General features: G+C 71.6%; 24 protein-coding genes. 13 read left to right on the top strand and 11 right to left on the bottom strand.

Annotated features, from left to right (window positions below):
• Nucleotides 1-158: 158 nt before the first annotated feature.
• Nucleotides 159-1,484, bottom strand: a complete 1,326-nt coding sequence (locus tag OHS17_RS22410; protein WP_330313601.1) for a DUF3152 domain-containing protein — start codon at nucleotides 1,482-1,484, stop codon at nucleotides 159-161.
• Entirely contained in the window at nucleotides 1,469-2,434 is a 966-nt protein-coding gene (locus tag OHS17_RS22405) for an alpha/beta fold hydrolase (RefSeq protein WP_330313600.1), read from the bottom strand. The genes OHS17_RS22410 and OHS17_RS22405 overlap by 16 nt, the downstream gene beginning before the upstream one ends.
• Before the next feature lie 110 nt (nucleotides 2,435-2,544).
• On the opposite strand from OHS17_RS22405, the gene OHS17_RS22400 reads away from it, so the two are divergent.
• The 4 genes from OHS17_RS22400 to OHS17_RS22385 all read left to right on the top strand — a co-directional run bounded on the left by OHS17_RS22400 (nucleotide 2,545) and on the right by OHS17_RS22385 (nucleotide 4,390).
• On the top strand, nucleotides 2,545-2,760 hold the full coding sequence (locus tag OHS17_RS22400; protein WP_018105512.1) for a hypothetical protein: 216 nt from the start codon (nucleotides 2,545-2,547) through the stop codon (nucleotides 2,758-2,760).
• 168 nt (nucleotides 2,761-2,928) lie between these two features.
• Nucleotides 2,929-3,570 carry a TetR/AcrR family transcriptional regulator gene (locus OHS17_RS22395; protein ID WP_018105511.1) on the top strand — a complete coding sequence of 214 codons (642 nt, stop codon included), beginning with the start codon at nucleotides 2,929-2,931 and terminating at the stop codon, nucleotides 3,568-3,570.
• A gap of 131 nt (nucleotides 3,571-3,701) precedes the next feature.
• Nucleotides 3,702-3,929 carry a DUF3107 domain-containing protein gene (locus tag OHS17_RS22390; protein WP_328902193.1) on the top strand — a complete coding sequence of 76 codons (228 nt, stop codon included), beginning with the start codon at nucleotides 3,702-3,704 and terminating at the stop codon, nucleotides 3,927-3,929.
• Between the two features lie 191 nt (nucleotides 3,930-4,120).
• Complete coding sequence (locus tag OHS17_RS22385) at nucleotides 4,121-4,390, top strand: hypothetical protein (protein WP_330313599.1); 270 nt, start codon at nucleotides 4,121-4,123, stop codon at nucleotides 4,388-4,390.
• A 9-nt stretch (nucleotides 4,391-4,399) separates the two neighbouring features.
• On the opposite strand, the gene OHS17_RS22380 is transcribed toward OHS17_RS22385, so the two are convergent.
• Entirely contained in the window at nucleotides 4,400-5,134 is a 735-nt protein-coding gene (locus tag OHS17_RS22380) for a ferritin-like fold-containing protein (protein WP_018105508.1), read from the bottom strand.
• Between the two features lie 471 nt (nucleotides 5,135-5,605).
• On the opposite strand from OHS17_RS22380, the gene OHS17_RS22375 reads away from it, so the two are divergent.
• Entirely contained in the window at nucleotides 5,606-7,507 is a 1,902-nt protein-coding gene (locus OHS17_RS22375; RefSeq protein ID WP_330315329.1) for a DEAD/DEAH box helicase, read from the top strand.
• Between the two features lie 116 nt (nucleotides 7,508-7,623).
• On the top strand, nucleotides 7,624-8,469 hold the full coding sequence (locus OHS17_RS22370) for an alpha/beta fold hydrolase (protein WP_330313598.1): 846 nt from the start codon (nucleotides 7,624-7,626) through the stop codon (nucleotides 8,467-8,469).
• A gap of 35 nt (nucleotides 8,470-8,504) precedes the next feature.
• Here OHS17_RS22370 and OHS17_RS22365 read toward each other — a convergent pair whose 3' ends face one another.
• Entirely contained in the window at nucleotides 8,505-9,392 is an 888-nt protein-coding gene (locus OHS17_RS22365; protein WP_073862892.1) for an NYN domain-containing protein, read from the bottom strand.
• 209 nt (nucleotides 9,393-9,601) lie between these two features.
• Here OHS17_RS22365 and OHS17_RS22360 point away from each other — a divergent pair, with 209 nt between their 5' ends.
• Complete coding sequence (locus OHS17_RS22360; protein ID WP_018105503.1) at nucleotides 9,602-9,754, top strand: hypothetical protein; 153 nt, start codon at nucleotides 9,602-9,604, stop codon at nucleotides 9,752-9,754.
• Nucleotides 9,755-9,845: 91 nt separating this feature from the next.
• On the opposite strand, the gene OHS17_RS22355 is transcribed toward OHS17_RS22360, so the two are convergent.
• The 3 genes from OHS17_RS22355 to OHS17_RS22345 form a co-directional block, all read right to left on the bottom strand.
• Nucleotides 9,846-10,451, bottom strand: coding sequence for a MarC family protein (locus OHS17_RS22355; protein WP_026171843.1), 606 nt, complete (start codon nucleotides 10,449-10,451; stop codon nucleotides 9,846-9,848).
• A gap of 134 nt (nucleotides 10,452-10,585) precedes the next feature.
• Entirely contained in the window at nucleotides 10,586-11,452 is an 867-nt protein-coding gene (locus OHS17_RS22350; protein ID WP_330313597.1) for a PHP domain-containing protein, read from the bottom strand.
• A 111-nt stretch (nucleotides 11,453-11,563) separates the two neighbouring features.
• Nucleotides 11,564-12,208, bottom strand: a complete 645-nt coding sequence (locus tag OHS17_RS22345; RefSeq protein ID WP_330313596.1) for a DUF6758 family protein — start codon at nucleotides 12,206-12,208, stop codon at nucleotides 11,564-11,566.
• Between the two features lie 205 nt (nucleotides 12,209-12,413).
• On the opposite strand from OHS17_RS22345, the gene OHS17_RS22340 reads away from it, so the two are divergent.
• Nucleotides 12,414-13,661: an MFS transporter gene (locus OHS17_RS22340; protein ID WP_330313595.1), complete on the top strand. Its 1,248-nt coding sequence runs from the start codon at nucleotides 12,414-12,416 to the stop codon at nucleotides 13,659-13,661.
• Between the two features lie 37 nt (nucleotides 13,662-13,698).
• Here OHS17_RS22340 and OHS17_RS22335 read toward each other — a convergent pair whose 3' ends face one another.
• Nucleotides 13,699-14,283: a suppressor of fused domain protein gene (locus tag OHS17_RS22335; protein WP_330313594.1), complete on the bottom strand. Its 585-nt coding sequence runs from the start codon at nucleotides 14,281-14,283 to the stop codon at nucleotides 13,699-13,701.
• A gap of 404 nt (nucleotides 14,284-14,687) precedes the next feature.
• On the opposite strand from OHS17_RS22335, the gene OHS17_RS22330 reads away from it, so the two are divergent.
• Together OHS17_RS22330 and OHS17_RS22325 are read left to right on the top strand one after the other, a co-directional pair.
• Nucleotides 14,688-15,809 carry a magnesium and cobalt transport protein CorA gene (locus OHS17_RS22330; RefSeq protein WP_161208269.1) on the top strand — a complete coding sequence of 374 codons (1,122 nt, stop codon included), beginning with the start codon at nucleotides 14,688-14,690 and terminating at the stop codon, nucleotides 15,807-15,809.
• 79 nt (nucleotides 15,810-15,888) lie between these two features.
• A complete protein-coding gene (locus tag OHS17_RS22325; protein ID WP_330313593.1) occupies nucleotides 15,889-16,404 on the top strand; it encodes a hypothetical protein in 516 nt (171 codons plus the stop codon).
• A 5-nt stretch (nucleotides 16,405-16,409) separates the two neighbouring features.
• Here the strand turns inward: OHS17_RS22325 and OHS17_RS22320 are convergent, their stop codons facing one another.
• Complete coding sequence (locus tag OHS17_RS22320) at nucleotides 16,410-17,180, bottom strand: hypothetical protein (RefSeq protein ID WP_330313592.1); 771 nt, start codon at nucleotides 17,178-17,180, stop codon at nucleotides 16,410-16,412.
• Between the two features lie 205 nt (nucleotides 17,181-17,385).
• Here OHS17_RS22320 and OHS17_RS22315 point away from each other — a divergent pair, with 205 nt between their 5' ends.
• The 3 genes from OHS17_RS22315 (at nucleotide 17,386) to OHS17_RS22305 (ending at nucleotide 20,435) form a co-directional block, all read left to right on the top strand.
• Nucleotides 17,386-18,660 (top strand): magnesium transporter MgtE N-terminal domain-containing protein, encoded by a 1,275-nt coding sequence (locus OHS17_RS22315; protein ID WP_093706487.1) that lies wholly within the window; start codon nucleotides 17,386-17,388, stop codon nucleotides 18,658-18,660.
• Entirely contained in the window at nucleotides 18,650-19,204 is a 555-nt protein-coding gene (locus tag OHS17_RS22310) for a DUF1003 domain-containing protein (protein ID WP_018105493.1), read from the top strand. Before OHS17_RS22315 ends, OHS17_RS22310 begins: the two co-directional genes overlap by 11 nt.
• Nucleotides 19,205-19,301: 97 nt before the next feature.
• Entirely contained in the window at nucleotides 19,302-20,435 is a 1,134-nt protein-coding gene (locus OHS17_RS22305) for an Mrp/NBP35 family ATP-binding protein (RefSeq protein ID WP_132900081.1), read from the top strand.
• A gap of 64 nt (nucleotides 20,436-20,499) precedes the next feature.
• Here the strand turns inward: OHS17_RS22305 and OHS17_RS22300 are convergent, their stop codons facing one another.
• A complete protein-coding gene (locus OHS17_RS22300) occupies nucleotides 20,500-21,156 on the bottom strand; it encodes a hypothetical protein (RefSeq protein ID WP_161208274.1) in 657 nt (218 codons plus the stop codon).
• Between the two features lie 116 nt (nucleotides 21,157-21,272).
• Nucleotides 21,273-21,749, bottom strand: coding sequence for a sec-independent translocase (locus OHS17_RS22295; RefSeq protein ID WP_330313591.1), 477 nt, complete (start codon nucleotides 21,747-21,749; stop codon nucleotides 21,273-21,275).
• Nucleotides 21,750-21,779 lie beyond the last annotated feature (30 nt).

Genomic DNA, 21,779 nt, shown 5'->3' with positions numbered 1-21,779 from the left:
GTGAGCGGCCGCCGTTCCTTCGGCGACTCGCGGCGGGACGACCGTAAGCGGATACGCCGGTGGCGCGACGGACGGTTGTCCATCGCGCCACCGAAAGGGGTGAACCGGCGTAACTTTCCCAGCGGAATAGCGTTCTGTCGCGCTATGGAAACTGAGGGTTACTCAGAGGTGGGGTAGACCCACGGGTTGGGGCGGCATTTGATGCCGTCGAGGTCCAGCGTCTTGGTCTGCTGCTGCATGACCGGCGCGAGCGCGCCCTCCGTCCGGCAGCTCACATGGTTGTGGCCGAGCCGGTGGCCGACCTCGTGGTTGATGAGCATCTGCCGGTACGAGTAGAGCTTGTCCGGTCCGAAGGTGGCCGAACCCTGCGCCCAGCGATAGGCGTTGATCATCACGCGCTCGGTGGCGGCCGAGTCGCAGGAGACGTTGTCCTCCATGGTGTCCAGGCCGGACTTGGCGCACCACTTGCCGGTGGTGCCGGGGCTGGCCAGCGTGATGACGAAGTCCGGCTTGCCCTCGGAGACCCGTTCGAAGGTCATGTCGCCGTCGTGCGCCCAGCTCCGGTCGTCGTTGAGGGTCTTCTGGACGGCCTGGGCGAACAACTGGGGGTCGAGCCCGAGCCCCTTCTCCACGTCGATCCGGTAGCGGTGGACGGTCCCCTTCCCGGGCGCCTTGGCGGAGCCGGGCACGGTCTCGAACTTCCCCGAGCCCGTCAGCGCCGGTGAGAGCGGATAGGACTTGGCCATTTTCTGTTCGTACGTCAGGGGCTTGACGGCCGCCTTGGGCGAGGGGGTCGTCCGGCTGTCGGAGCGGGAGGCGTTGTCCGCTCCGTCCCGGTCCACCCCCGCGGCCTGCGCGGCGCCGTTCCCCGAGGTGCTGTCGTGGGCGACCTGCCCGGCCACGACGACCGCGAGGACGGTGGTCACCGCGGCGGCCGCGATGCCGGTGAGCGTACGGCCCTTGCCGCCCTTGCTCTCCCTGACGGGAGCCGCTTCCTCGTCGTCCCTGGTCTCCGGCTCGCGGGTTTCCCAGTCGGTGACGGAGCGGTACGGGTCCTCGGCCACCGGGTCGCGGCGGCGCGGGGCGGGCGGCGCGGGCGGGCTGTCGAAGGCTTCCACGAACTCGCGCCGCGGACCCGGTATCAGCGGCCGGGTGCCGGTGGCCTGCTGGTGGTGCGGGGGGCGCGGAGCGCCGGGGCGCGCGCCGGGTGCGGGCGCCTGGAGGCCGGGGCGGGAAGGGGCGCGCATGGGGCCCGCGCCCCAGCCGCCGCCCGCCTCACGCTGTTCGGGGTGGCCGCCGCGCACCTCGGGCGCACCCGCGAAGGGCGCGGATCCCGCCTCCCGTCTGCGCCGTCCGGTGCCGGCGACGGGCCGGGCGGCCTCGCGCCCCGCTTCGTCCGGCTCCGCCTGCCCGGTTGCGGGCGCGCTGGGCGCAGGGCCCTTCCGGCTGTGTCGTCCCACGCCCTGGATCAGCTCCCGCCGCATTCGTCGAGCAATTCCCGGAACGCCTGGGCGACCGCCTCCGGGTACTCCATCATCGCCACGTGCCCGGCGTCGGGCAGTGTCAGCAGGCGCGCGTCGCGGAAGGCCGCGGACGCCCTGCGGGCCATCCGGAACGAGACGAGCCGGTCCCGTCCGCCGTACACCAGCTGGGTCGGCGCGAGCACCCGCTCGGCCTGACGCCACAGCCCGTGCTGTCCGCCCAGGGTGTACGCGTCGACGATCCCACGGGCGGAACGCGCCATGGCGTCCCAGAAGTACGGCAGTTCCAGCCGGCGCTCCATTTCGGCCACCGCGTCGCGGAAGCCCGCCTCGGAGACCCGTGCCGGATCGCCGTAACAGAGTGCCATGACTCCGCGGGTGCGTTCCTCCGCGGTCCAGTCCCGGGACAGCCGGGCGAACAGGGAGGCGACGCCCGGCAGTGCGAGCAGGGCGGTCGGGGCGGCCGTGCGCTGGACCCGGATCTCCGGGAGCGCGGGCGAGATCAGCGTGAGCGTACGCACCAGGTCGGGGCGGACCGCGGCGACCCGGGTGGCGACCGCGCCGCCCATCGAGTTGCCGAACAGGTGGACGGGGCCGCGCTCCTGGGCGTCCAGGAGGCGAATGACCGCGCGGGCGTGGCCGGTGACCGAGTAGTTGCCGTCGTCCGGGGGCGGCGAGTCGCCGAAGCCGGGCAGGTCGACCGCCTCGCAGTCGGCCAGCTCCTCCACGAGCGGCATCAGGGCCGACCAGTTCTGCGAGGAGCCGCCGAGGCCGTGCACGAAGAGGGCGGACGGCAGCCCGGACCCCCGGGACGGCCGCGAACGGACGGTGAGCGTCAGCCCGGGCAGCTCGACGGAGCGCAGCCGCTCCCCCTCCGCGACCCGGACGGCGCTCACCGTGGGTGACACCGCCGCGGCGGCGGCGCGGACTCCCGGCAGCTCGGTCGAAGACATGCGGCAATGTTACGAGATGATCACACCGGGGTTCATGTGTTCGCCGTCACACGATCGCCTAGCGCCTTTACCGGGTACCTCATAGGCTCGAACCGAGGAAGGGAGTCACCATGACGGTCGACCCGAGGGAGCCGGAGACCTTCGAGGACGTCCAGCCGGACGAGCCCGACCAGGAGACACCCGAGGCGGACGCCGCCGAGCAGCACACCGACCTCCGTCCGGAGAGCGACGAACCGCTCGCGGACCTCGACCGCAGCGGCGCCAGCGAGGCGGACGCGGCGGACCAGGCCCGCGTGGTTCCCCAGGACGAGGACGATTACCGCTGATACGTCCCGCTCTGCGCACGGGAAGGGGCGCTCTGCGGCTACCGCAGCCGTCCGGTCCGTGAAATTCTGCGTCCGCGCCGCGCATACCGGGGTTACCCAAAAGTACGATGTCGGTATGGCGCGGCACGTACGGAACGGCTGTGTCGGACCACGAATTTGGGAGGCGGCGTGACAGCCATCGAGCAGACCGAGGCGGCGCGCCCGCGGGGCACTCGCCTGCCCCGCCGCGCCCGACGCAACCAGCTGCTGGGAGCCGCGCAGGAGGTCTTCGTCGCGCAGGGCTACCACTCCGCGGCGATGGACGACATCGCGGAGCGCGCGGGAGTCAGCAAGCCGGTGCTCTACCAGCACTTCCCGGGCAAGCTGGAGCTCTACCTGGCCCTTCTCGACCAGCACTGCGAGTCACTGCTCCAGGCGGTGCGTACGGCGCTGGCGTCGACCACGGACAACAAGCTGCGCGTCGCCGCGACGATGGACGCGTACTTCGCGTACGTGGAGGACGAGGGCGGCGCCTTCCGGCTGGTCTTCGAGTCCGACCTGACCAACGAGCCCGCCGTGCGCGAGCGCGTGGACCGGGTCTCGCTCCAGTGCGCCGAGGCGATCTCCGACGTGATCGCGGGCGACACGGGCCTGTCCAAGGACGAGTCCATGCTCCTCGCGGTGGGCCTCGGCGGGGTGTCCCAGGTGGTCGCCCGCTACTGGCTGTCGAGCCGGTCGGCCATTCCGCGCGACACCGCGGTCCAGCTGCTCACCTCGCTGGCCTGGCGCGGCATCGCGGGCTTCCCCCTGCACGGCATCGATCAGCACTGACCGCCCGGCCGCCGCCCGTGTTCGCTGCGGGCGTGGCCGGGGGCGCCCTGACGAGTCCCTTCAGCGGGCTAATGTGTGCTGCGTACGGCGCGGTTCGCCGCGCAGGGACTGACCGTCGGAGGGACATAGCCGTGGAGGTCAAGATCGGGGTGCAGCACTCGCCCCGGGAGATCGTTCTGGAGAGCGGGCTTTCCGCCGAAGAGGTCGAGAGCGCGGTGTCCGAGGCTCTCGCCGGCAAGGCGCAGCTGCTCAGCCTCACGGACGAGAAGGGCCGCAAGGTCCTGGTGCCGGCCGACCGGATCGCCTACGTGGAGATCGGCGAGCCCAGCACCCGACGGGTGGGGTTCGGCGCGCTGTAGGGCGTACGAACGCGAGGAGCGGCCCGGTGGGATTTTCCCGCCGGGCCGCTCCTCATTCGGTACCCGTGTCCGGGGTCAGGCTGTGCGGCGGCTGGGCGAAGCCTGTGCGCGGGAGGGTTGTGAGCGGGCGCTCACGGGTAGTACCAGCAGGACCGAAGCGCCCGTTCCGCATACCTGCGAGGTGATCGTCCGTGATCCTGGAAACCGTGAGCGCCGTCGTGCTCGGAGTGGCCCTCTCCTGGGCGGCGCTGCGCTCGCTCCCCGGCCGGCTCCCGGCCCGCCGGACCGTGTTCGGCACGGGGGCGCTCGGCGGCCTGTTCGGCGCGTCCCTGATGCACTCGGTGCTCGGTCCGCACCACGCGGCGGCCGTCGTGGTCGGCGCCGTACCGATCGCCGCCGTGACGGTGTCCCTGCTGATCCGCCCCCGCAGCCGTCGGCTGCGTCGGTCGGCCGCCGCCTGACCCGGCTCGTTACGCGGCCAGCCCCAGGGCGGCCATGCGCTTGGTGTGCGCCTCGGTGATCCGGGAGAACATCCGGCCCACCTCCGCCAGGTCGAAGCCGTCGGCGACCCCGCCGACCAGCATGGTCGACAGCGCGTCGCGGTCCGCGACCACGCGCTGCGCCTGCGACAGCGCCTCGCCCATCAGCCGTCGCGCCCACAGCGCCAGCCGGCCGCCGACCCTCGGGTCCGCCTCGATCGCGGCGCGCACCTTCTCGACGGCGAAGTTGCCGTGGCCCGTGTCGTCCAGCACGGCCAGGACGAGCGAGCGGGTGTCGGAGTCCAGACGGGCCGCGACCTCCCGGTAGAAGTCGCTGGCGATCGAGTCGCCGACGTACGCCTTGACCAGGCCCTCCAGCCAGTCCGACGGGGCGGTCTGGCGGTGGAAGTCGTCCAGCGCCCGGGCGAAGGGCTCCATGGCGGCGGTCGGCTCGACCTCGATGGCGGTCAGCCGCTCCGTCAGCTGCTCGAAGTGGTGGAACTCGGCGGACGCCATCTTCGCCAGCTCCGCCTTGTCGGCCAGCGTCGGCGCCAGCTTGGCGTCCTCGGCCAGCCGCTCGAAGGCCGCGAGCTCCCCGTAGGCGAGGGCGCCCAGCAGATCCACGACGGCGGCCCGGTACTGCGGCTGCGCGGCCGCGGTGGCCCAGTCCTGGTCGGCGATCCGGGTCGTCGCGGGGGCTTCATTGGCGTTGTCAGGCGTCTCCATGCAGCGCAGAATAGCCCGCCCGGGCAGCGGCGGAAGGGCCCGCCCGACGACCGACGTCACACCGTTCCGACGAATTCGCCCAACACAGATGCGCGGATCCGGGGTACAGTGGTATTGCGCTTACTGAGCACTTTGCATCCGCTCGTGGCGCGAAATTGAATGAGGATGCCCGGTCGGTGGCCCGATCGGCTCCGACCCGACAGCCCTCCACGCGGTGCGTGCACACGTACGACCGCAGATGAGGGGCCCCCTCAGCGGCACGAGCGCTCGAGCGACGGCAGTGGTCCCGCGCCACCCGGCACAGCAGCCGGATGACCAACCCCGGCACGGTACGACCCCCTTCGTTCGCCTCGGACCGCGTCTCACAGAAGAGGCAGCACCCTGACTACGTTCCGAGACCTCGGGATTCTTTCCGAGACGGCCGAGGCCCTTGAGGCCGTCGGCATCACGTCCCCCTTTCCCATCCAGGAGCTGACGCTCCCGGTCGCCCTCTCCGGCTCCGATGTCATCGGCCAGGCCAAGACCGGCACCGGCAAGACGCTCGGCTTCGGCCTTCCGCTCCTCGAGCGCGTCACCGTCCTCGCCGACGTCGAGGCGGGCCGCGCCAAGCCGGAAGAGCTCACCGACTCCCCGCAGGCCCTCATCGTCGTGCCCACCCGCGAGCTGTGCCAGCAGGTCACCAACGACCTGCTCACCGCCGGCAAGGTGCGCAACGTGCGGGTCCTCGCGATCTACGGCGGCCGGGCCTACGAGCCCCAGGTCGAGGCCCTGAAGAAGGGCGTCGACGTGATCGTCGGCACCCCCGGCCGGCTGCTCGACCTCGCGGGCCAGCGCAAGCTGGACCTGTCCAAGGTCCGCGCGCTCGTCCTCGACGAGGCCGACGAGATGCTGGACCTGGGCTTCCTGCCCGACGTCGAGCGCATCATCACGATGCTGCCGGCGAAGCGCCAGACCATGCTGTTCTCGGCCACGATGCCGGGCGCGGTCATCTCGCTCGCCCGCCGCTACATGTCGCAGCCGACGCACATCAACGCCACGTCGCCCGACGACGAGGGCTCGACCGTCAAGAACACGGCGCAGTTCGTCTACCGCGCCCACTCGATGGACAAGCCCGAGATGGTCGCGCGCATCCTGCAGGCCGAGGGCCGCGGGCTCGCGATGATCTTCTGCCGCACCAAGCGCACCGCGGCGGACATCGCCGAGCAGTTGGAGCGGCGCGGCTTCGCCTCCGGCGCGGTCCACGGCGACCTCGGCCAGGGCGCCCGCGAGCAGGCCCTGCGCGCCTTCCGCAACGGCAAGGTCGACGTGCTGGTCTGCACCGACGTCGCCGCCCGCGGTATCGACGTCGAGGGCGTGACGCACGTCATCAACTACCAGTCCCCCGAGGACGAGAAGACCTATCTGCACCGCATCGGCCGCACCGGCCGCGCGGGCGCCAAGGGCATCGCGATCACGCTGGTCGACTGGGACGACATCCCGCGCTGGCAGCTGATCAACAAGGCCCTGGACCTGAAGTTCCCGGACCCGGTGGAGACGTACTCCACCTCCCCGCACCTGTACGAGGAGCTGGACATCCCGGCCGGCACCAAGGGTGTCCTGCCGCGTGCCGAGCGCACCCGCGCCGGTCTCGGGGCCGAGGAGATCGAGGACCTGGGCGAGACGGGCGGCCGCGGCCGCAAGTCCGCCGCACCGGCCGCCCGCGAGGAGCGCGCCCCGCGCACCCCGCGTCAGCGCCGCCGCACCCGTGGGGGCAGCTCGCCCGACGAGGGCTCCGCGACCGTGCCCGCCCCGGCCGCCGAGGCCGGTGCGGAAGCGGCGGCCGACGCCCCGCGCACCCCGCGCCGCCGCCGTCGCACCCGTGCCGGTGGAGCGGAGGCCATCGCGGCGGAGGCCGTCGCCGCCCAGGCCGCGGTCGCCGTGGCCGAGGCCCCCGCGGCCGTGGCGGCCGAGCCGGAGGCCGAGCCCGTGCCGAAGAAGCGCAGCCGGACCCGGACCGCCAAGCCGAAGACGGAGGCCGTCGCCGCCGAGGTCGTCGCGGAGACCGCGATCGCCGAGGACGAGGCCGAGCCGCGTCGCCGCCGGGCCCGTGCGGCCAAGCCGGTGACCGAGGAGGCCGTGGTCCAGGCCGCGCCGGTCGCCGAGCCGGAGGCGCCCGCCGTCACCCGGCCGCGCCGTCGCCGGGTGATCAAGCCCGTCGAGGACGAGGTCGACTTCCAGATCGCGCCGATCTCCGAGCCCGAGCCGGTCCGTCGTCGTACGCGTACGGCGTCCAAGCCGAAGACGGAGGCCGTGGCGGAGACCGCGACCGCCGAGGGCGAGGCCAAGCCGCGCCGTCGCCGGGCACCGCGCGCCACCGCGAAGGCCGAGGGCTGAGCGGACCACGCAGCAGCTGACGGGCGGCCCCGGGGAACTCTCCCCGGGGCCGCCCGTCATTCGCGGACGGGGCCGCCCGTCATTCGTGGACGCGTGGGACGAATTAACCTCGTTCCATGAGCAGGCCACCCACCTTCATTCCGCCCTCCTGCGCCCGCGCCCGTGCGCTGCCCACCGCGCGCGGGGACTTCGCCGTGCTGGACGCGGCCCCCGCCGGGACCCCGCGCGGCACCGCCCTGCTGGTGCCCGGGTACACCGGCAGCAAGGAGGACTTCATCGCGCTGCTCGAACCGCTCGCGGAGGCCGGCTACCGGGCCGTCGCCGTCGACGGGCGCGGGCAGTTCGAAAGCCCGGGGACGGGCGACCTCCAGGAGTACGCGCAGGAGGAGCTGGCCCGTGACGTGCTGGCCCAGACGGCCGCACTCGACGCCGTCGAGGGCGGGGTGCACCTGCTGGGTCACTCGCTCGGCGGACAGCTCTGCCGGGCGGCGGTCCTGATGGACGCGGCGCCCTTCCGCTCGCTGACCCTGATGTCCTCCGGGCCCGCCGAGGTGGTCGAGGCGCAGCAGGTCAAGCTGAAGATCCTCGGCGACGCGCTGGCCACCATGACCATGGACGACGTCTGGGCCGCGATGCGCGCCTTCGACCCTCCCGCCGAGGCGGAGACCGGCGGCGAGGACCTGCGGCGGCGCTGGCTGCTGCACCGTCCGGCCCAGCTGATCGCGACGGGCCGCCAGCTGGCCACCGAGCCGGACCGGGTGGCCGAGCTCGCCGCGACCGGGCTACCGCTCCACGTCGTCTCCGGCGAGGTGGACGACGTCTGGCCGGTGCCGGTGCTGGACGAGATGGCCGTACGCCTCGGGGCGCGCCGGACCAGGATCGAGGGCGCCGAGCACTCCCCCAACACGGGCCGGCCGGAGGCGACCGCCGCCGCGCTCGCCTCCTTCTGGGACGGCGTGTAGCTCTTCCCCGTACCGGCGGCCCGTGAAGGCGGGTCTCAGTACTGGGACTGGAGATGCTGCCAGAAGCCGTCGCGCAGGGCCCGGCGCAGCGGGGGGTGGCCGCGCAAAGAGCGCTGGAGGATGCGTTCGGCCTCGTGCAGCAGGTCCTGGTCGACCGAGCCCGGCAGGAAGGGGTGGCCGGGCAGCAGGTCGGCCAGGGATTCCCGGCCGCGCGCGGCGAGCCAGGCCGCCGCGATCTGGGCGCCGACGAAGTGGACGTCGTCGCGGGAGGGCGCGGGGGCGTCCTCCTCGTAGGTGGTGACGGGGCGTCTGGTGACGTAGGGGCGGCAGAAGTCCAGGTCGAAGGTGCGCTGGCTGTCCACCTCCCAGAGCAGCGGCTCCGCCTGGTTGCGCCCTTCGCCCGCCTCGATGCCCCAGAGGTGGACGCGGGCGCCGTAGCCCTGCGCGGCCTCGACGGCCGAGACGAGGTCCTCGTCGCCGCCGACGAGCGCGGCGTCGCTGATGGCCCGGTGGCGGGCGAGCGATTCCAGGTCGGTGCGGATGAGGGAGTCGACGCCCTTCTGCTGGTTGTTGGCGTTGAGGTTGCCGAGTCTGACCTTGACGTCGGGGAGTTCGGCGATGGTCTGCTGCTCGGTGGTGTGGATGCGGCGCCTGGCCCCGTCGTACCAGTACACGCGCAGCAGCCTGCTGTCCGCGAAGATGGTGCGGGCCTTGTCGATGAACGCCTCGATCAGCCCTTCGGCGTCGAGGTCGAAGGAGCGCCGGTCCTCGGTGCCGGTGACGAGCAGCCCGGCGGCGGCGTACACATAGCCCGCGTCCACGAAGATCGCGTGGGTCGAGGGGGTCTTCGAGACCTCGGCGAGCACGCGTTCGAGCAGGGCGTTGGTGCGGTCCAGCCGCTCGCCGATCTCCACGTCGTTCATGCGCGTCCCGTCGCGCCCGCACGCGTGATTACCAGCCGGTACTTAGACATCCGAAAAATTTCCTTAGCGTAGGGAATGATTGCAGGAGGCAAGCCGTTGTAACCACCGTGGGGCGCACGACAGGCATGCCTGGCGCTCCTCATCCTTGCGGACGGGACACCGTCCTCCCAGTAGTTCTCCAGCAGGAGGATCAGACGAAGGGAAGCCCTATGCGCTTCGAGATCATGCGACTCGACGATGTCGACGGTACCGCCGTGGACAGCACCGTCGTGGACGCCGCCTCCGTCAAGCGGATCGTGCAGCAGGCCGCGGCTACGGGCCAGCGCATCTATATCCGTCCGGCCGAAAGCCCGGCTTCGTAACACCTTGCCGATGTGAGTTGCCGTCGTAACGAAGACGAAGCGCCCCCGCACGGAACGATCGTGCGGGGGCGCTGTTGCGTCCGGTGCCGGGTCAGCCGCCCCGGATGACCTGGGTGACGCCGTTGATGATCTGCTGCACGGCGATGGCGGACAGCATCATGCCGGCCAGCCTGGTGACGAGCACGACGCCGCCGTCCTTGATGACGCGGATGATCAGCAGCGAGTAGCGCATGGTCAGCCAGAGCACGACGTGCATGGCGAGGATCGCCGTCCATACGGAGACCTGGCTCGCCACGCTGTCGGCGTGCTGCACGGCGAGGATCACCGAGACGATCGCGCCGGGCCCGGCGAGCAGCGGCATGCCGAGCGGTACGAGGGCGACGTTGACGTCCTTGGTCTGCGTCGGCTCGTCGGTCTTGCCGGTCAGCAGGTCGAGCGCGATGAGCAGCAGGAGCAGCCCGCCGGCGATCATCAGCGCCGGGACGGAGACATGCAGGTAGTCCAGGATCTGCTGGCCGAGCAGGCCGAAGACGGCGATGACGCCGAAGGCGACGGCGACGGCCTGGAGGGCCATCCGGCGCTGCACCTTGGCGGGGCGGCCCGCGGTGAGGGCGAGGAAGATCGGGGTGATTCCGGGCGGATCCATAATCACAAAAAGGGTGAGAAAAAGGGATCCGAAGACAGCGACGTCGAACACGGGTGAGCCTTGTGGGGAGTGAGCGGGTGTGCGGCGGGTGACCGCGGGGAAGGGACGCGCACCGCACCGCCGCCCGGACATGCCGGACGGCGGCGGGGTGTGAGGAAGAACGAACGGGCGGGGCCCGGGTGCCGTTACGCGGAGGCGGGTCCGCCGGCGCCCGGCACCGGGAAGGCTCCCGTGGCGCGCCGGGTGATCTCGCCGTAGATCTCGGGGTCGGTGGTGTACGTGCCGAGCTCCACGGTCTTGCGGCTGCCGTGGTAGTCGCTGGAGCCGGTCGTCAGCAGCCCGAGCTCGCGGGCGAGTGCGCGCAGCCGGGCCCTGGTGGGCTCGTCGTGGTCCATGTGGTCGACCTCGATGCCGTCGAGCCCGGCGGCGGCCAGCTCGGCGATCCGCGCCTCGGGCACCGTACGCCCCCGCTTGACGGCGGCCGGGTGGGCGAAGACGGTGACGCCGCCCGCGGCCTTGACCAGCCGGATCGCGTCGAAGGGGTCCAGCTCGTGCTTCCCCGCGTAGGCGCGCCCGCCGTCGGCGAGCCAGCCGGGCGTGAAGGCGTCGGACACCGTCGGGACGACGCCCAGCTCCACGAGGGCGGTGGCGACGTGCGGCCGGCCGACCGAACCGTCTCCGGCGATGCGGGCGACCTGCTCCCAGGTGACGGGGACGCCCAGCTCCTGGAGCTTGCGGACCATGGCCTGGGCGCGCGGCACCCGGTCGTCGCGGACCAGCTCGCGCTCGCGGGCGAACTCGGGCTCGTCCGGGTCGAAGAGGTACGCCAGCATGTGCAGGCCCACGCCGTCGATGCGGCAGGACAGCTCGGCGCCCGTGACGAGGGTGAGCCCTTCGGGGAGCGCGGCGGCGGCCTCCGCGTGACCGCGCACGGTGTCGTGGTCGGTGAGGGCGACGACGTCCAGGCCCGCGGCGGCGGCGCCCAGCACCAGCTCGGCGGGGGTGTCCGTGCCGTCCGACGCGGTGGAGTGGGTGTGCAGATCGATGCGCACGACTCGTACTCCAGTGCTCGCGGCCGAATGGGGGACACCCCAGGATAACCGGCGCGCGAGCTTGGTCCGGACGGTGCGAAGGGTGGTGCGAAGGCCGGTGCGAAGGCCTCCTCAGGGGCCCGTCAGCAGGCGGGGGGTGAGGGCGCCGCAGGGCACCAGGTCCACCTCTCCCCCGGCGTCGCGCAGGTCGGTGAGCACCAGCTCGTCGTACATGAGCAGCCCGGATTGCTCGGGCCACACGATGGCCCACAGCCACAGGCCGCACGCCTCGCCCGCGAAGACGGCGCGGTCGGCGGGGGCGTGCCTGACGTGCCAGAGGGGGGTGGGGCGTCCGGCGGCGAGCACCTTGGATTCCGGGGGGCCGTCCACCCGCAGCAGGGGCCCGGGGTCCGATCCGTCGATGCCCGCGTACCGCGCACCCAGCCCGACGCCCAGCTCCTCGGCGACGAGCAGCAGCTCGCCCATGCCGCCGAGCGGCCCGGGTCCGGAGCAGGCGACGGCGGTGGCGCGTCCGCCGGTGCGATCGTCCCCTGCACTGGCGACCCCGGTGAACAGCCAGCCGACGGGGAGCGGCCAGGGCATCCATACGGGGACCTGCGCGCGGTGCACCACCACGCCGAGCGCCTCGACGCTCGGCGGGACGACCGGCTGGAGCGGGTGCACGCTGCCGTGGTCGTCGCACTGCCAGGTGTCGGCGAAGAGCCCGGGCGCCCTGACCCGGCCTCCGCACTTCGGGCAACTTGGTTCGCCCCTCATACCGTCCCACGGTCCTCTCCGGCCGTCGCCGCGTCAAGGACGATCACCCTTGCGCGCCGTGCACCCAGACCCCTCTACCCCGCGCGATGTCCGGCCACCGGGCCGCCCTCGCGGAATTTAGATGTAACTTGCATTCATTAGCTTCTCTAACTTATTCTGTGCATAACACATCGATCCAGTGGAGCCAGTGGAGAGGAAGAGGCCCATGCCGTCAGAGGCAGTAACCGGAGAGGATCCGTTCAACCAGGAGCCGGTCAGCATCCTGCGCCAGCCGAAGGCCGTCTGGGCCACGGCGGGCGCGTCCGTCGTGGCGTTCATGGGCATCGGCCTGGTGGACCCGATCCTGCCGTCCATCGCCAAGGGCCTGGAGGCGACACCGAGCCAGGTGTCGCTGCTCTTCACCTCGTACTTCCTGATCACCGCCGTCGCGATGCTCGTGACCGGCTTCGTCTCCAGTCGCATCGGCGGCCGCAAGACGCTGCTGGCCGGGCTGGCGCTCGTGGTGGTCTTCGCGGCGCTCTCCGGCACCTCGTCGTCCGTCGGCGAGCTGGTCGGCTTCCGGGCCGGCTGGGGGCTGGGCAACGCGCTGTTCGTCTCGACCGCGCTCGCGGTGATCGTCGGCGCGGCGGCCGGCGGCAGCTCGGCGGCGATCCTGCTGTACGAGTCGGCGCTCGGCCTCGGCATGGCGTGCGGGCCGCTGCTCGGCGCCCTGCTCGGGGACGCCAGCTGGCGCTACCCGTTCTTCGGGACGGCCGCGCTGATGGCGATCGGCTTCGTCTGCATCACGGCGTTCCTGAAGGAGCAGCCCAGGCCCGCCCGCAAGACCTCGCTGCTCGACCCGGTCAAGGCGCTCGGCCACGGCGGGCTCGCCTCCGTCGCCGCGTCCGCGTTCTTCTACAACTACGCGTTCTTCACGATCCTGGCGTTCACCCCGTTCGTGCTGAACATGACGCCGTACAAGTCCGGTGCCGTCTTCTTCGCCTGGGGCCTGCTGCTCGCGGTCTTCTCGGTGCTCGTCGCACCCCGGCTCCAGCAGCGGTTCGGCTCGCTCAAGGTGCTCGGCGCCTCGCTGGTGCTGCTCGCCGCCGACCTGGTGGTCCTCGGTTACGGAAGCCACACCACGGCCATCGTCTGCACCATCGTGTCCGGCGCGCTGATCGGCATGAACAACACCGTGTACACGGAGCTGGCGCTCGGTGTCTCGGACGCGCCGCGCCCGGTGGCCAGCGCGGGCTACAACTTCGTCCGCTGGTTCGCCGCCGCGGCGGCGCCCTACCTGGCCCCGAAGATCGAGGAGTGGAGGAACATCCACATCCCGTTCGTGGTCGCCGCCGTCGCCTCGGTGATCGGTGCGATCGTCGTCTGGGTACGGCGCTCCGCGCTGAGCCACGAGGCGGAGGAGCTGGAGCCGAAGCACGCCACGGAGGACGGCGTCACGGTCTTCGCCAACTGACGCCGTCAGTCCGGAGTCACGTCAGTCCGGAGTCACGTCAGTCCAGAGTGGCGGAACGCCGCAGGGGATCGCGCAGGTCGGTCCCCTGCGACAGCCATTTCTCCTGGAGCTCCTGCGCACCCCGGACCCGCTTCCAGGCGGCCTCGTTCTGCGTCATCGGCAGCAGCGGCAGGAAGCGCACCGGCTCCAGCGGCTCGTCCAAGTCCAGATCCTCGACCAGCCCCCCGCTCTCCGCGACCAGCACCGAGGTGAACGGCGCGCCCGGCCACAGCGGTTCGCCGACGTCCAGCGAGGCGCCGGGCGCCACGACCAGGCCCTCCACCTGGGGCGAGGCCGCGAGCACCGCGAGCTTGCGCAGCACCTGGTCGGTGTCGGCCAGGCCGCCCCGTACCGACAGGACCAGTTCGGCGCGCGGGCCCTTCAGCGGGTCGGCCACGACCGCCGTCGGGTCGGACATCGGCTGGGCGGACATGCCGAGCGTGGCGTACCGCACGACATCGCCGTCGATGAACCGGAGCACCTCGATCCGGTCAGTCCCGAGAAACGTCACTGCCGCGCGTGCGTCCGGTTCACCCAGGGCCGTCCGCAGACGCGCCTCGACCAGAGCAAGAATTTCTGCCATGTCGCGAGCATAGGTCGCGTATGGAACGGGCAAAGTAAGGGATTGGCCCTCTACCGGCTGCTAGCCTGGGGTGTCGGCCCGGGACAGCACGCTGAAGCGTCGCTCTCAAGTCCCGGCGCTACGTCATCCCCCACGGGGGACCGGCAGGAGGAGGTGGGGCTGCGGTGGATCCGAGTCGATCGTGCAGTACCAACCGCTCTTCCACCGGACGCCTCTCCGTGTGATCTGACACCCGGTCGGGCCCTGGCATGTCGCATGACGGAAGAGCACGTCTTTTTGCCTGTCTGTAGCGAACGCCGTCATCGTGCCGCCGCGGTGCCGCCCGCTTTGCGGATGTGAGTCCACGTCCCCATTCCGGGCTGTTCCAGGCCCTCCGACGACGGCCCTCCGTGAAGGAGCCAGCCATGTCGATGATCCGTGACCTGCGCGCTGTCGTGCGCCCCTCCCTGCGCAAGAGCGCACCCCTGCACAACAGCTACGACGCCACCCGCGACCCGTCCGCGTCCAGCGCGGTGGTCGACTGCGCGGTCTACCGCGACGGCCGCCGGCTCGCCGAGACCGACGGCACCTGCCGCACCGCCCGCGAGGCGATGCTCCGGGTCCGGGAGAAGGGCGGCTTCGCCTGGATCGGGCTGCACGAGCCGACCGAGGAGGAATTCGCGGGCATCGCCCGGGAGTTCGGACTGCACCCGCTGGCCGTGGAGGACGCGGTCCACGCCCACCAGCGCCCGAAGCTGGAGCGCTACGACGACACGCTGTTCACCGTCTTCAAGACCATCCACTACGTCGAGCACGCCGAACTGACCGCGACCAGCGAGGTCGTGGAGACCGGCGAGGTCATGTGCTTCACCGGCCGGGACTTCGTCATCACCGTCCGGCACGGCGGCCACGGCTCGCTGCGCGCGCTGCGCCACCGGCTGGAGGACGACCCCGAGCTGCTGGCCAAGGGCCCCTCCGCCGTGCTGCACTCCATCGCCGACCACGTGGTCGACGGCTACATCGCGGTGGCGGGCGCCGTGCAGGACGACATCGACGAGGTGGAGATCGAGGTCTTCTCCACCCCGGACAAGGGAAGCGCGCGCGGCTCGGACGCCGGGCGGATCTACCAGCTCAAGCGCGAGGTGCTGGAGTTCAAGCGGGCAGTCTCCCCGCTGCTGCGCCCGATGCAGCTGCTGAGCGAACGGCCCATGCGGCTGATCGACCCGGACATCCAGAAGTACTTCCGGGACGTCGCCGACCACCTGGTGCGGGTCCAGGAAGAGGTCATCGGCTTCGACGAGCTGCTGAACTCCATCCTCCAGGCCAACCTGGCGCAGGCGACGGTCGCGCAGAACGAGGACATGCGCAAGATCACGTCCTGGGCGGCCATCATCGCCGTGCCGACGATGATCTGCGGGGTCTACGGCATGAACTTCAAGCACATGCCGGAGGTGGGATGGACCTACGGCTATCCGACGGTGATGGGCTTCATCGGCGTGGTCTGCTTCTCCATCCACCGCATGCTCAAGCGCAACGGATGGCTCTGAGCATCCCCGCCAGGGCCTGTATTGAGTTCCCCGTCTGCTCAGCGACGGGGAACTCAATACAGGCCCTAAGCTCTGCTCCATGACTGCTGCTGACACGCTGCTCGGGCCCGCCCTCGTCGAGGAGGCCACGAAGAAGTCCGGCCTCGTCTGGGTGCGCTCCACCGGCGCGGCGCGGGCCCTGTGGCACGTATGGCACGAGGGCGCCGCCCACCTCGTCGGCGACGGCCCCGGCGAGCAGCCGCTCCCGGCCGGGCTCACCGAGGGCGCCACCGCAGAGGTGACCGTCCGCAGCAAGGACAAGGGCGGCCGCCTCGTCGCCTGGTCCGCCTCGGTCACCGTGCTCGCCCCGCACTCCGAGGAGTGGGAGGCCGCCGTCGCCGAGCTGAAGGGCAAGCGGCTGAACGCGCCGGACGCGGAGCGGATGACGGACCGCTGGGCGCGCGAGTGCCGGGTCGTCCGGCTCACGCCCCTCGACGCGCGCACCGATCTGCCCGAGACCTCCGGGGCGGCGGCGCCGCTGCCGACGACAGCGACGACCCGGCTGCCGGTCCCGGCGGGCCTGCCGCGCCTGCTGAAGCGCTCCCTGCGCAAGTAGCGGCGCTACGACGACGTCTTCGGCAGCTGCTTGCCGTAGTCGACGGTCTCGTCCTTCGGCGGGGCCTTCAGCGAGAAGTCCTTGCCCCAGTCGGCGAGCGTGATCACACCCCCGCCGCCGCCCCGGGCGAAGCGCAGCGGATACGGCTTGCCCTCCAGCGACACGTCGAGCGCGCCGCCCGCGCCCTCGCCGCCCATGATCCGCACCGTGCGCACCCCGGCGACCTTGTCGCGGTCGCCCTTGGTGAGCTCGCCGTGCAGCGTGAGCATCCCGTCGAGCAGCACCTTCTTGTCGGTGAAACCGCTCAGCTGCTTGTACGTGGGGTCGCCCTCGGGGACCTTGACGTACTTGCCCTCCAGCTTGCCGGCCGCCGCCGTGCCGTCCTTGCCGGTGTCCGCCTTGCCCTCCTCGTCGTGGCTCCAGAAGCCGGCGTCGGCCTTGAGGTAGAGCTCGTCACCGATCCGCAGCAGCGTGAAGGTGCTGCTCTTCGAGGTGACGGAGCCCGCGCCGCCCTGGTCCTTGAGCCGCATGTCGATCTTGTACGTGCCGCCCTTGCTGACCAGCGTCCCGGCGAGCCGCACCGCGTCGGCGGAGTCCGTCGCGGTCTGCGCCTTCTTCTCGATCTCCGGCGCGGAGAGCTTGCCGACGCCGTTGGTCCCCTCGTCCGGGTCCTCGCTCCCGCAGGCGGTCAGCACCGCGGTCAGTCCCGCGCACAGCGCGACGGCGAGGGATGCGTTCCGGCGGCGGGCCCGTACGGCCGGGGCGGAAGAGGTCACAGGCGCACTGCCTCTCGTATCCGTGGTGGGGGGTGGCAGACGGCAGCGTACCCGGGTGGCCTACGCCATCAGGCCCGGAACCGTCCGGACGGCCAGCCGGGGCGGTCCGCGTGCGCACGGGCTAGCCTGATCACGTCGTCACCGTGCGACAACTGTCGGAAGCGGGCGGCCGGGGGCCGTCCGGAGGCGAGCGAGGAGGTGCGGGATGACACCGGTGACGCCCCGGGTGTTCGTCTCGCACCTGTCCGGTGTGCCGGTCTTCGACCCCAACGGCGACCAGGTGGGACGCGTCCGCGACCTGGTCGCGATGCTGCGCGTCGGCGGCCGTCCGCCCCGGCTGCTCGGCATGGTGGTCGAGGTGGTGAGCCGGCGGCGGATCTTCCTGCCGATGACCCGGGTGACGGGCGTGGAGTCGGGGCAGGTGATCACCACCGGCGTGGTCAACATGCGGCGCTTCGAACAGCGGCCCACCGAACGCCTGGTGCTCGGCGAGTTCCTCGACCGCCGGGTGCGCCTGGTGGAGACGGACGAGGAGGTCACCATCCTGGACGTGGCCATCCAGCAGCTGCCCGCCCGCCGCGACTGGGAGATCGACAAGTACTTCGTCCGCAAGGGCCGGGGCGGGGCGCTGCGCCGCAAGGGCGAGACGCTGACCGTCGAGTGGTCGGCGGTGAAGGGTTTCTCGCTGGAGGAGCACGGACAGGGCGCCGAGTCCCTGGTGGCCACCTTCGAGAAGCTGCGCCCCGCCGACGTCGCCAACGCGCTGCACCACCTGACCCCGAAGCGCCGGGCGGAGGTCGCGGCGGCGCTGGACGACGACCGGCTCGCCGACGTCCTGGAGGAGCTGCCCGAGGACGACCAGGTGGAGATCATCGGCAAGCTCCAGGAGGAGCGCGCGGCGGACGTCCTGGAGGCGATGGACCCGGACGACGCGGCCGACCTGCTCTCCGAGCTGCCCGAGGAGGACAAGGAGCGGCTGCTGACGCTGATGCGCCCGGGCGACGCGGCGGACGTGCGGCGGCTGATGTCGTACGAGGAGCGCACCGCGGGCGGCCTCATGACGACGGAGCCGGTCATCCTGCGCCCGGACGCCACGGTCGCCGACGCGCTCGCCCGGGTGCGCCAGTCGGACCTGTCCCCGGCGCTGGCCGCACAGGTGTACGTGTGCCGGTCGCCGGACGAGACGCCGACGGGCAAGTACCTGGGCACGGTGCACTTCCAGCGGCTGCTGCGCGACCCGCCGTTCACCCTGGTCAGCTCGCTCCTGGACAGCGACCTGGTGCCGCTGCCGCCGGACACCCCGCTGTCGGTGGTGACCAGCTATCTGGCCGCGTACAACCTGGTGTCGGTGCCGGTGGTGGACGAGAGCGGTTCGCTGCTGGGCGCGGTGACCGTGGACGACGTGCTGGACCACCTGCTGCCGGAGGACTGGCGGGAGACGGACTTCCACGGCCGCGAGGGGGTGCTCCGTGACCGGTGACGACCGCGCCCGCGCGTCGAACGGCTCGACGGCGCTGACCCGTACCCCGAGGAACCGGCTCGACCAGCCGAAGGCGCCGCGCCGGCGGCTGCTTCCGGAGTACGACCCCGAGGCGTTCGGCCGGTTCTCGGAGCGCATCGCGCGCTTCCTGGGCACCGGCCGGTTCATCGTCTGGATGACGCTGATCATCATCGTGTGGGTGGCGTGGAACATCTTCGCGCCCGAGCACCTGAGGTTCGACCAGTACCCGTTCATCTTCCTGACCCTGATGCTGTCGCTCCAGGCGTCGTACGCGGCTCCGCTGATCCTGCTCGCGCAGAACAGGCAGGACGACCGGGACCGGGTCACGCACGAGCAGGACCGCAAGCAGAACGAGCGCTCCATCGCCGACACCGAGTACCTGACCAGGGAGATCGCGGCGCTGCGGATGGGCCTCGGCGAGGTCGCCACCCGGGACTGGATCCGGTCCGAGCTGGAGGACCTGGTGAAGGACCTGGACGACCGCCGGGCCCTGCTGTCGGCCGAGAGTGACGAAGACCGCTGACACGGCTACCCGCGCGTACGGCAAGGCGCCGTACCGCCCTCCCGTCGCCCACCACCACCCTTGCAGGAAGCGCTGCGCGCACCCGTACTATCGATGTATGGCTACGGAAGACGCGGTGCTTGAGGCACTGGCGACAGTGAACGACCCCGAGATCCACCGCCCGATCACCGAGCTGGGCATGGTGAAATCGGTCGACATCGATCCTGACGGTGTGGTCGCTGTCACGGTGTACCTCACCGTCTCCGGCTGTCCCATGCGCGAGACGATCACCCGGAACGTGACCGACGCGGTGGCCCTCGTCGAGGGCGTCTCGCGGGTCGACGTCACCCTCGACGTGATGAGCGACGAGCAGCGCAAGGACCTCGCGGCCTCGCTGCGCGGCGGTACGGCGGAGCGCGAGGTGCCGTTCGCGAAGCCCGGCTCGCTGACCCGGGTGTACGCGGTCGCCTCCGGCAAGGGCGGCGTCGGCAAGTCCTCGGTGACGGTGAACCTGGCCGCGGCGATGGCGGCGGACGGGCTCAAGGTCGGTGTCGTGGACGCGGACATCTACGGGCACAGCGTGCCCCGGATGCTCGGTGTGGACGGCCGTCCGACCCAGGTCGAGAACATGATCATGCCGCCGTCCTCGCACGGCGTGAAGGTCATCTCCATCGGCATGTTCACCCCGGGCAACGCCCCGGTGGTCTGGCGCGGCCCGATGCTGCACCGCGCGCTCCAGCAGTTCCTGGCCGACGTCTTCTGGGGCGACCTGGACGTACTGCTGCTCGACCTGCCGCCGGGCACCGGTGACATCGCGATCTCGGTGGCCCAGCTGGTGCCGAACGCGGAGATCCTGGTCGTCACGACCCCGCAGCAGGCCGCCGCCGAGGTGGCCGAGCGGGCCGGTTCGATCGCCGTGCAGACCCACCAGAAGATCGTCGGCGTCGTGGAGAACATGTCCGGCATGCCGTGCCCGCACTGCGACGAGATGGTCGACGTCTTCGGCTCGGGCGGCGGCGCGAAGGTCGCCGAGGGGCTGACGAAGACGGTCGGCGCCGAGGTGCCGGTGCTGGGCGCGATCCCGATCGACGTACGGCTCCGCGAGGGCGGCGACGAGGGCAAGCCCGTGGTGCTCTCGGACCCCGACTCCCCCGCCGGCAAGGCGCTGCGCACCATCGCGGGCAAGCTGAGCGGCCGTCAGCGCGGCCTCTCCGGCATGTCGCTGGGCATCACCCCGCGCAACAAGTTCTGACCCGCGTACGGACACGGGGAAGGCCGGGACCCGAGGGTCCCGGCCTTCCCCGTCGTCGCATGCGTTACGCGTACGCCTCGATGTCCTTGACCACCGAGAAGCCCAGCCCGTACGCGCTCATCCCACGCCCGTAGGCGCCGATGTGCACCCCGCCGGGCGCGGAGCCGGCGAGCACCCAGCCGAACTCGGACTCGCGGTAGTGGAAGGGGACCGGGACGCCGTCGACCGGCAGGGACAGTGCCGACCAGGCGGGGCCCTCCAGATCGTCGGCGAGCTCGAACGCGGTCTCCGTCTGCTGGTCCAGCCAGTCGTCGCGCAGGGTGTGGTCGAGCTGCGGGGGCCAGGTGCAGGACAGCAGCCCGGAACCGGCCAGCCAGGCCGCGGAGGACACCGTCGTCGCCTCCAGCACCCCGGTGCCGTCACCGCTGCGCCGTACGGGGCTGCTGGCGACGGTCACCACGACCGCGAACCGCTGCTTGTCGGCGCCCGAGTCGGCCCGGACCAGCGGCTCGTCGCCGTGTCCGATGGAGCCGTGCTGCACCTCGCCGTCGGCGGCGGTGCCCAGCGGCATCAGCCGGCGCGGACCGGTGAACGCCTCGTCCAGCGCGTACCAGGGGAACGGGGCCTTCAGATAGCCGTCGACCACCATGAGCCGGGCCGCCGGGACCGCCTCCACCGTGTCCGGCGCGTCCTGTGCGCCCACCCGACTCGTCGTCTCCATCAGCCCGGCCGCCTCCTCGATCCGTAGGTCCGGAGCGGCCCGCCCCCCGCGGGCGTCTCACAACCGGACAGATGGAGAATAGCCATACCGTCCGGACGACCCGGGATTGGCAGCCCTCAGGTGGCGTCCGCGTCGAACGGCGGCGGGGTGTCCTTCGGCGGCTGCTCGCCCTTCTTGAGCAGGTCCGGAGCGCCCTTCGAGCCGTTCGCGGCCGTGACCGAGGCACCGCCCGACACGCCGGTCGTCGCCTCGACGGACGCGGTGGAGCGCCCGTTCACCGCGTCGGTGACGTCGGTGATCTCCTTGCGCAGGTCGAAGCTCTCGCGGATCTCCTTCAGCCCCAGGTCGTCGTTGCCGTCCATGAGCTGCTTGCGGACGAACGTCTTGGGGTTGAGGTCCTCGAACTCGAAGTCCTTGAACTCCGGGCCCAGCTCCGTGCGGATGTCCTCCTTGGCGCTCTCCGAGAACTCACGGATCTTGCGGATCATGCGGGAGGCGTCCTGGATGACCTTGGGCAGCTTCTCCGGCCCGAAGACGAGCACGCCGAGAATCGCGAGCGTCAGCAGCTCGAGTCCACCTATGTCGTTGAACACCTTGCGGCTCCTCGTTTCTCCGCGACCAGC

Source organism: Streptomyces sp. NBC_00523 (assembly GCF_036346615.1).
Classification (GTDB): Bacteria; Actinomycetota; Actinomycetes; order Streptomycetales; family Streptomycetaceae; genus Streptomyces.
Note: the sequence above shows the minus strand (reverse complement) of the source record. Positions and strands in the feature narration are given on the sequence as shown.

Bases quoted from the DNA above. Each gene is read 5' to 3' on its own strand.
- OHS17_RS22410 (WP_330313601.1), bottom strand. From the start codon at position 1,484: ATGCGGCGGGAGCTGATCCAGGGCGTGGGACGACACAGCCGGAAGGGC.
- OHS17_RS22405 (WP_330313600.1), bottom strand. From the start codon at position 2,434: ATGTCTTCGACCGAGCTGCCGGGAGTCCGCGCCGCCGCCGCGGCGGTG.
- OHS17_RS22400 (WP_018105512.1), top strand. From the start codon at position 2,545: ATGACGGTCGACCCGAGGGAGCCGGAGACCTTCGAGGACGTCCAGCCG.
- OHS17_RS22380 (WP_018105508.1), bottom strand. From the start codon at position 5,134: ATGGAGACGCCTGACAACGCCAATGAAGCCCCCGCGACGACCCGGATC.
- OHS17_RS22370 (WP_330313598.1), top strand. From the start codon at position 7,624: ATGAGCAGGCCACCCACCTTCATTCCGCCCTCCTGCGCCCGCGCCCGT.
- OHS17_RS22365 (WP_073862892.1), bottom strand. From the start codon at position 9,392: ATGAACGACGTGGAGATCGGCGAGCGGCTGGACCGCACCAACGCCCTG.
- OHS17_RS22360 (WP_018105503.1), top strand. From the start codon at position 9,602: ATGCGCTTCGAGATCATGCGACTCGACGATGTCGACGGTACCGCCGTG.
- OHS17_RS22345 (WP_330313596.1), bottom strand. From the start codon at position 12,208: ATGAGGGGCGAACCAAGTTGCCCGAAGTGCGGAGGCCGGGTCAGGGCG.
- OHS17_RS22340 (WP_330313595.1), top strand. From the start codon at position 12,414: ATGCCGTCAGAGGCAGTAACCGGAGAGGATCCGTTCAACCAGGAGCCG.
- OHS17_RS22335 (WP_330313594.1), bottom strand. From the start codon at position 14,283: ATGGCAGAAATTCTTGCTCTGGTCGAGGCGCGTCTGCGGACGGCCCTG.
- OHS17_RS22330 (WP_161208269.1), top strand. From the start codon at position 14,688: ATGTCGATGATCCGTGACCTGCGCGCTGTCGTGCGCCCCTCCCTGCGC.
- OHS17_RS22325 (WP_330313593.1), top strand. From the start codon at position 15,889: ATGACTGCTGCTGACACGCTGCTCGGGCCCGCCCTCGTCGAGGAGGCC.
- OHS17_RS22315 (WP_093706487.1), top strand. From the start codon at position 17,386: ATGACACCGGTGACGCCCCGGGTGTTCGTCTCGCACCTGTCCGGTGTG.
- OHS17_RS22305 (WP_132900081.1), top strand. From the start codon at position 19,302: ATGGCTACGGAAGACGCGGTGCTTGAGGCACTGGCGACAGTGAACGAC.
- OHS17_RS22300 (WP_161208274.1), bottom strand. From the start codon at position 21,156: ATGGAGACGACGAGTCGGGTGGGCGCACAGGACGCGCCGGACACGGTG.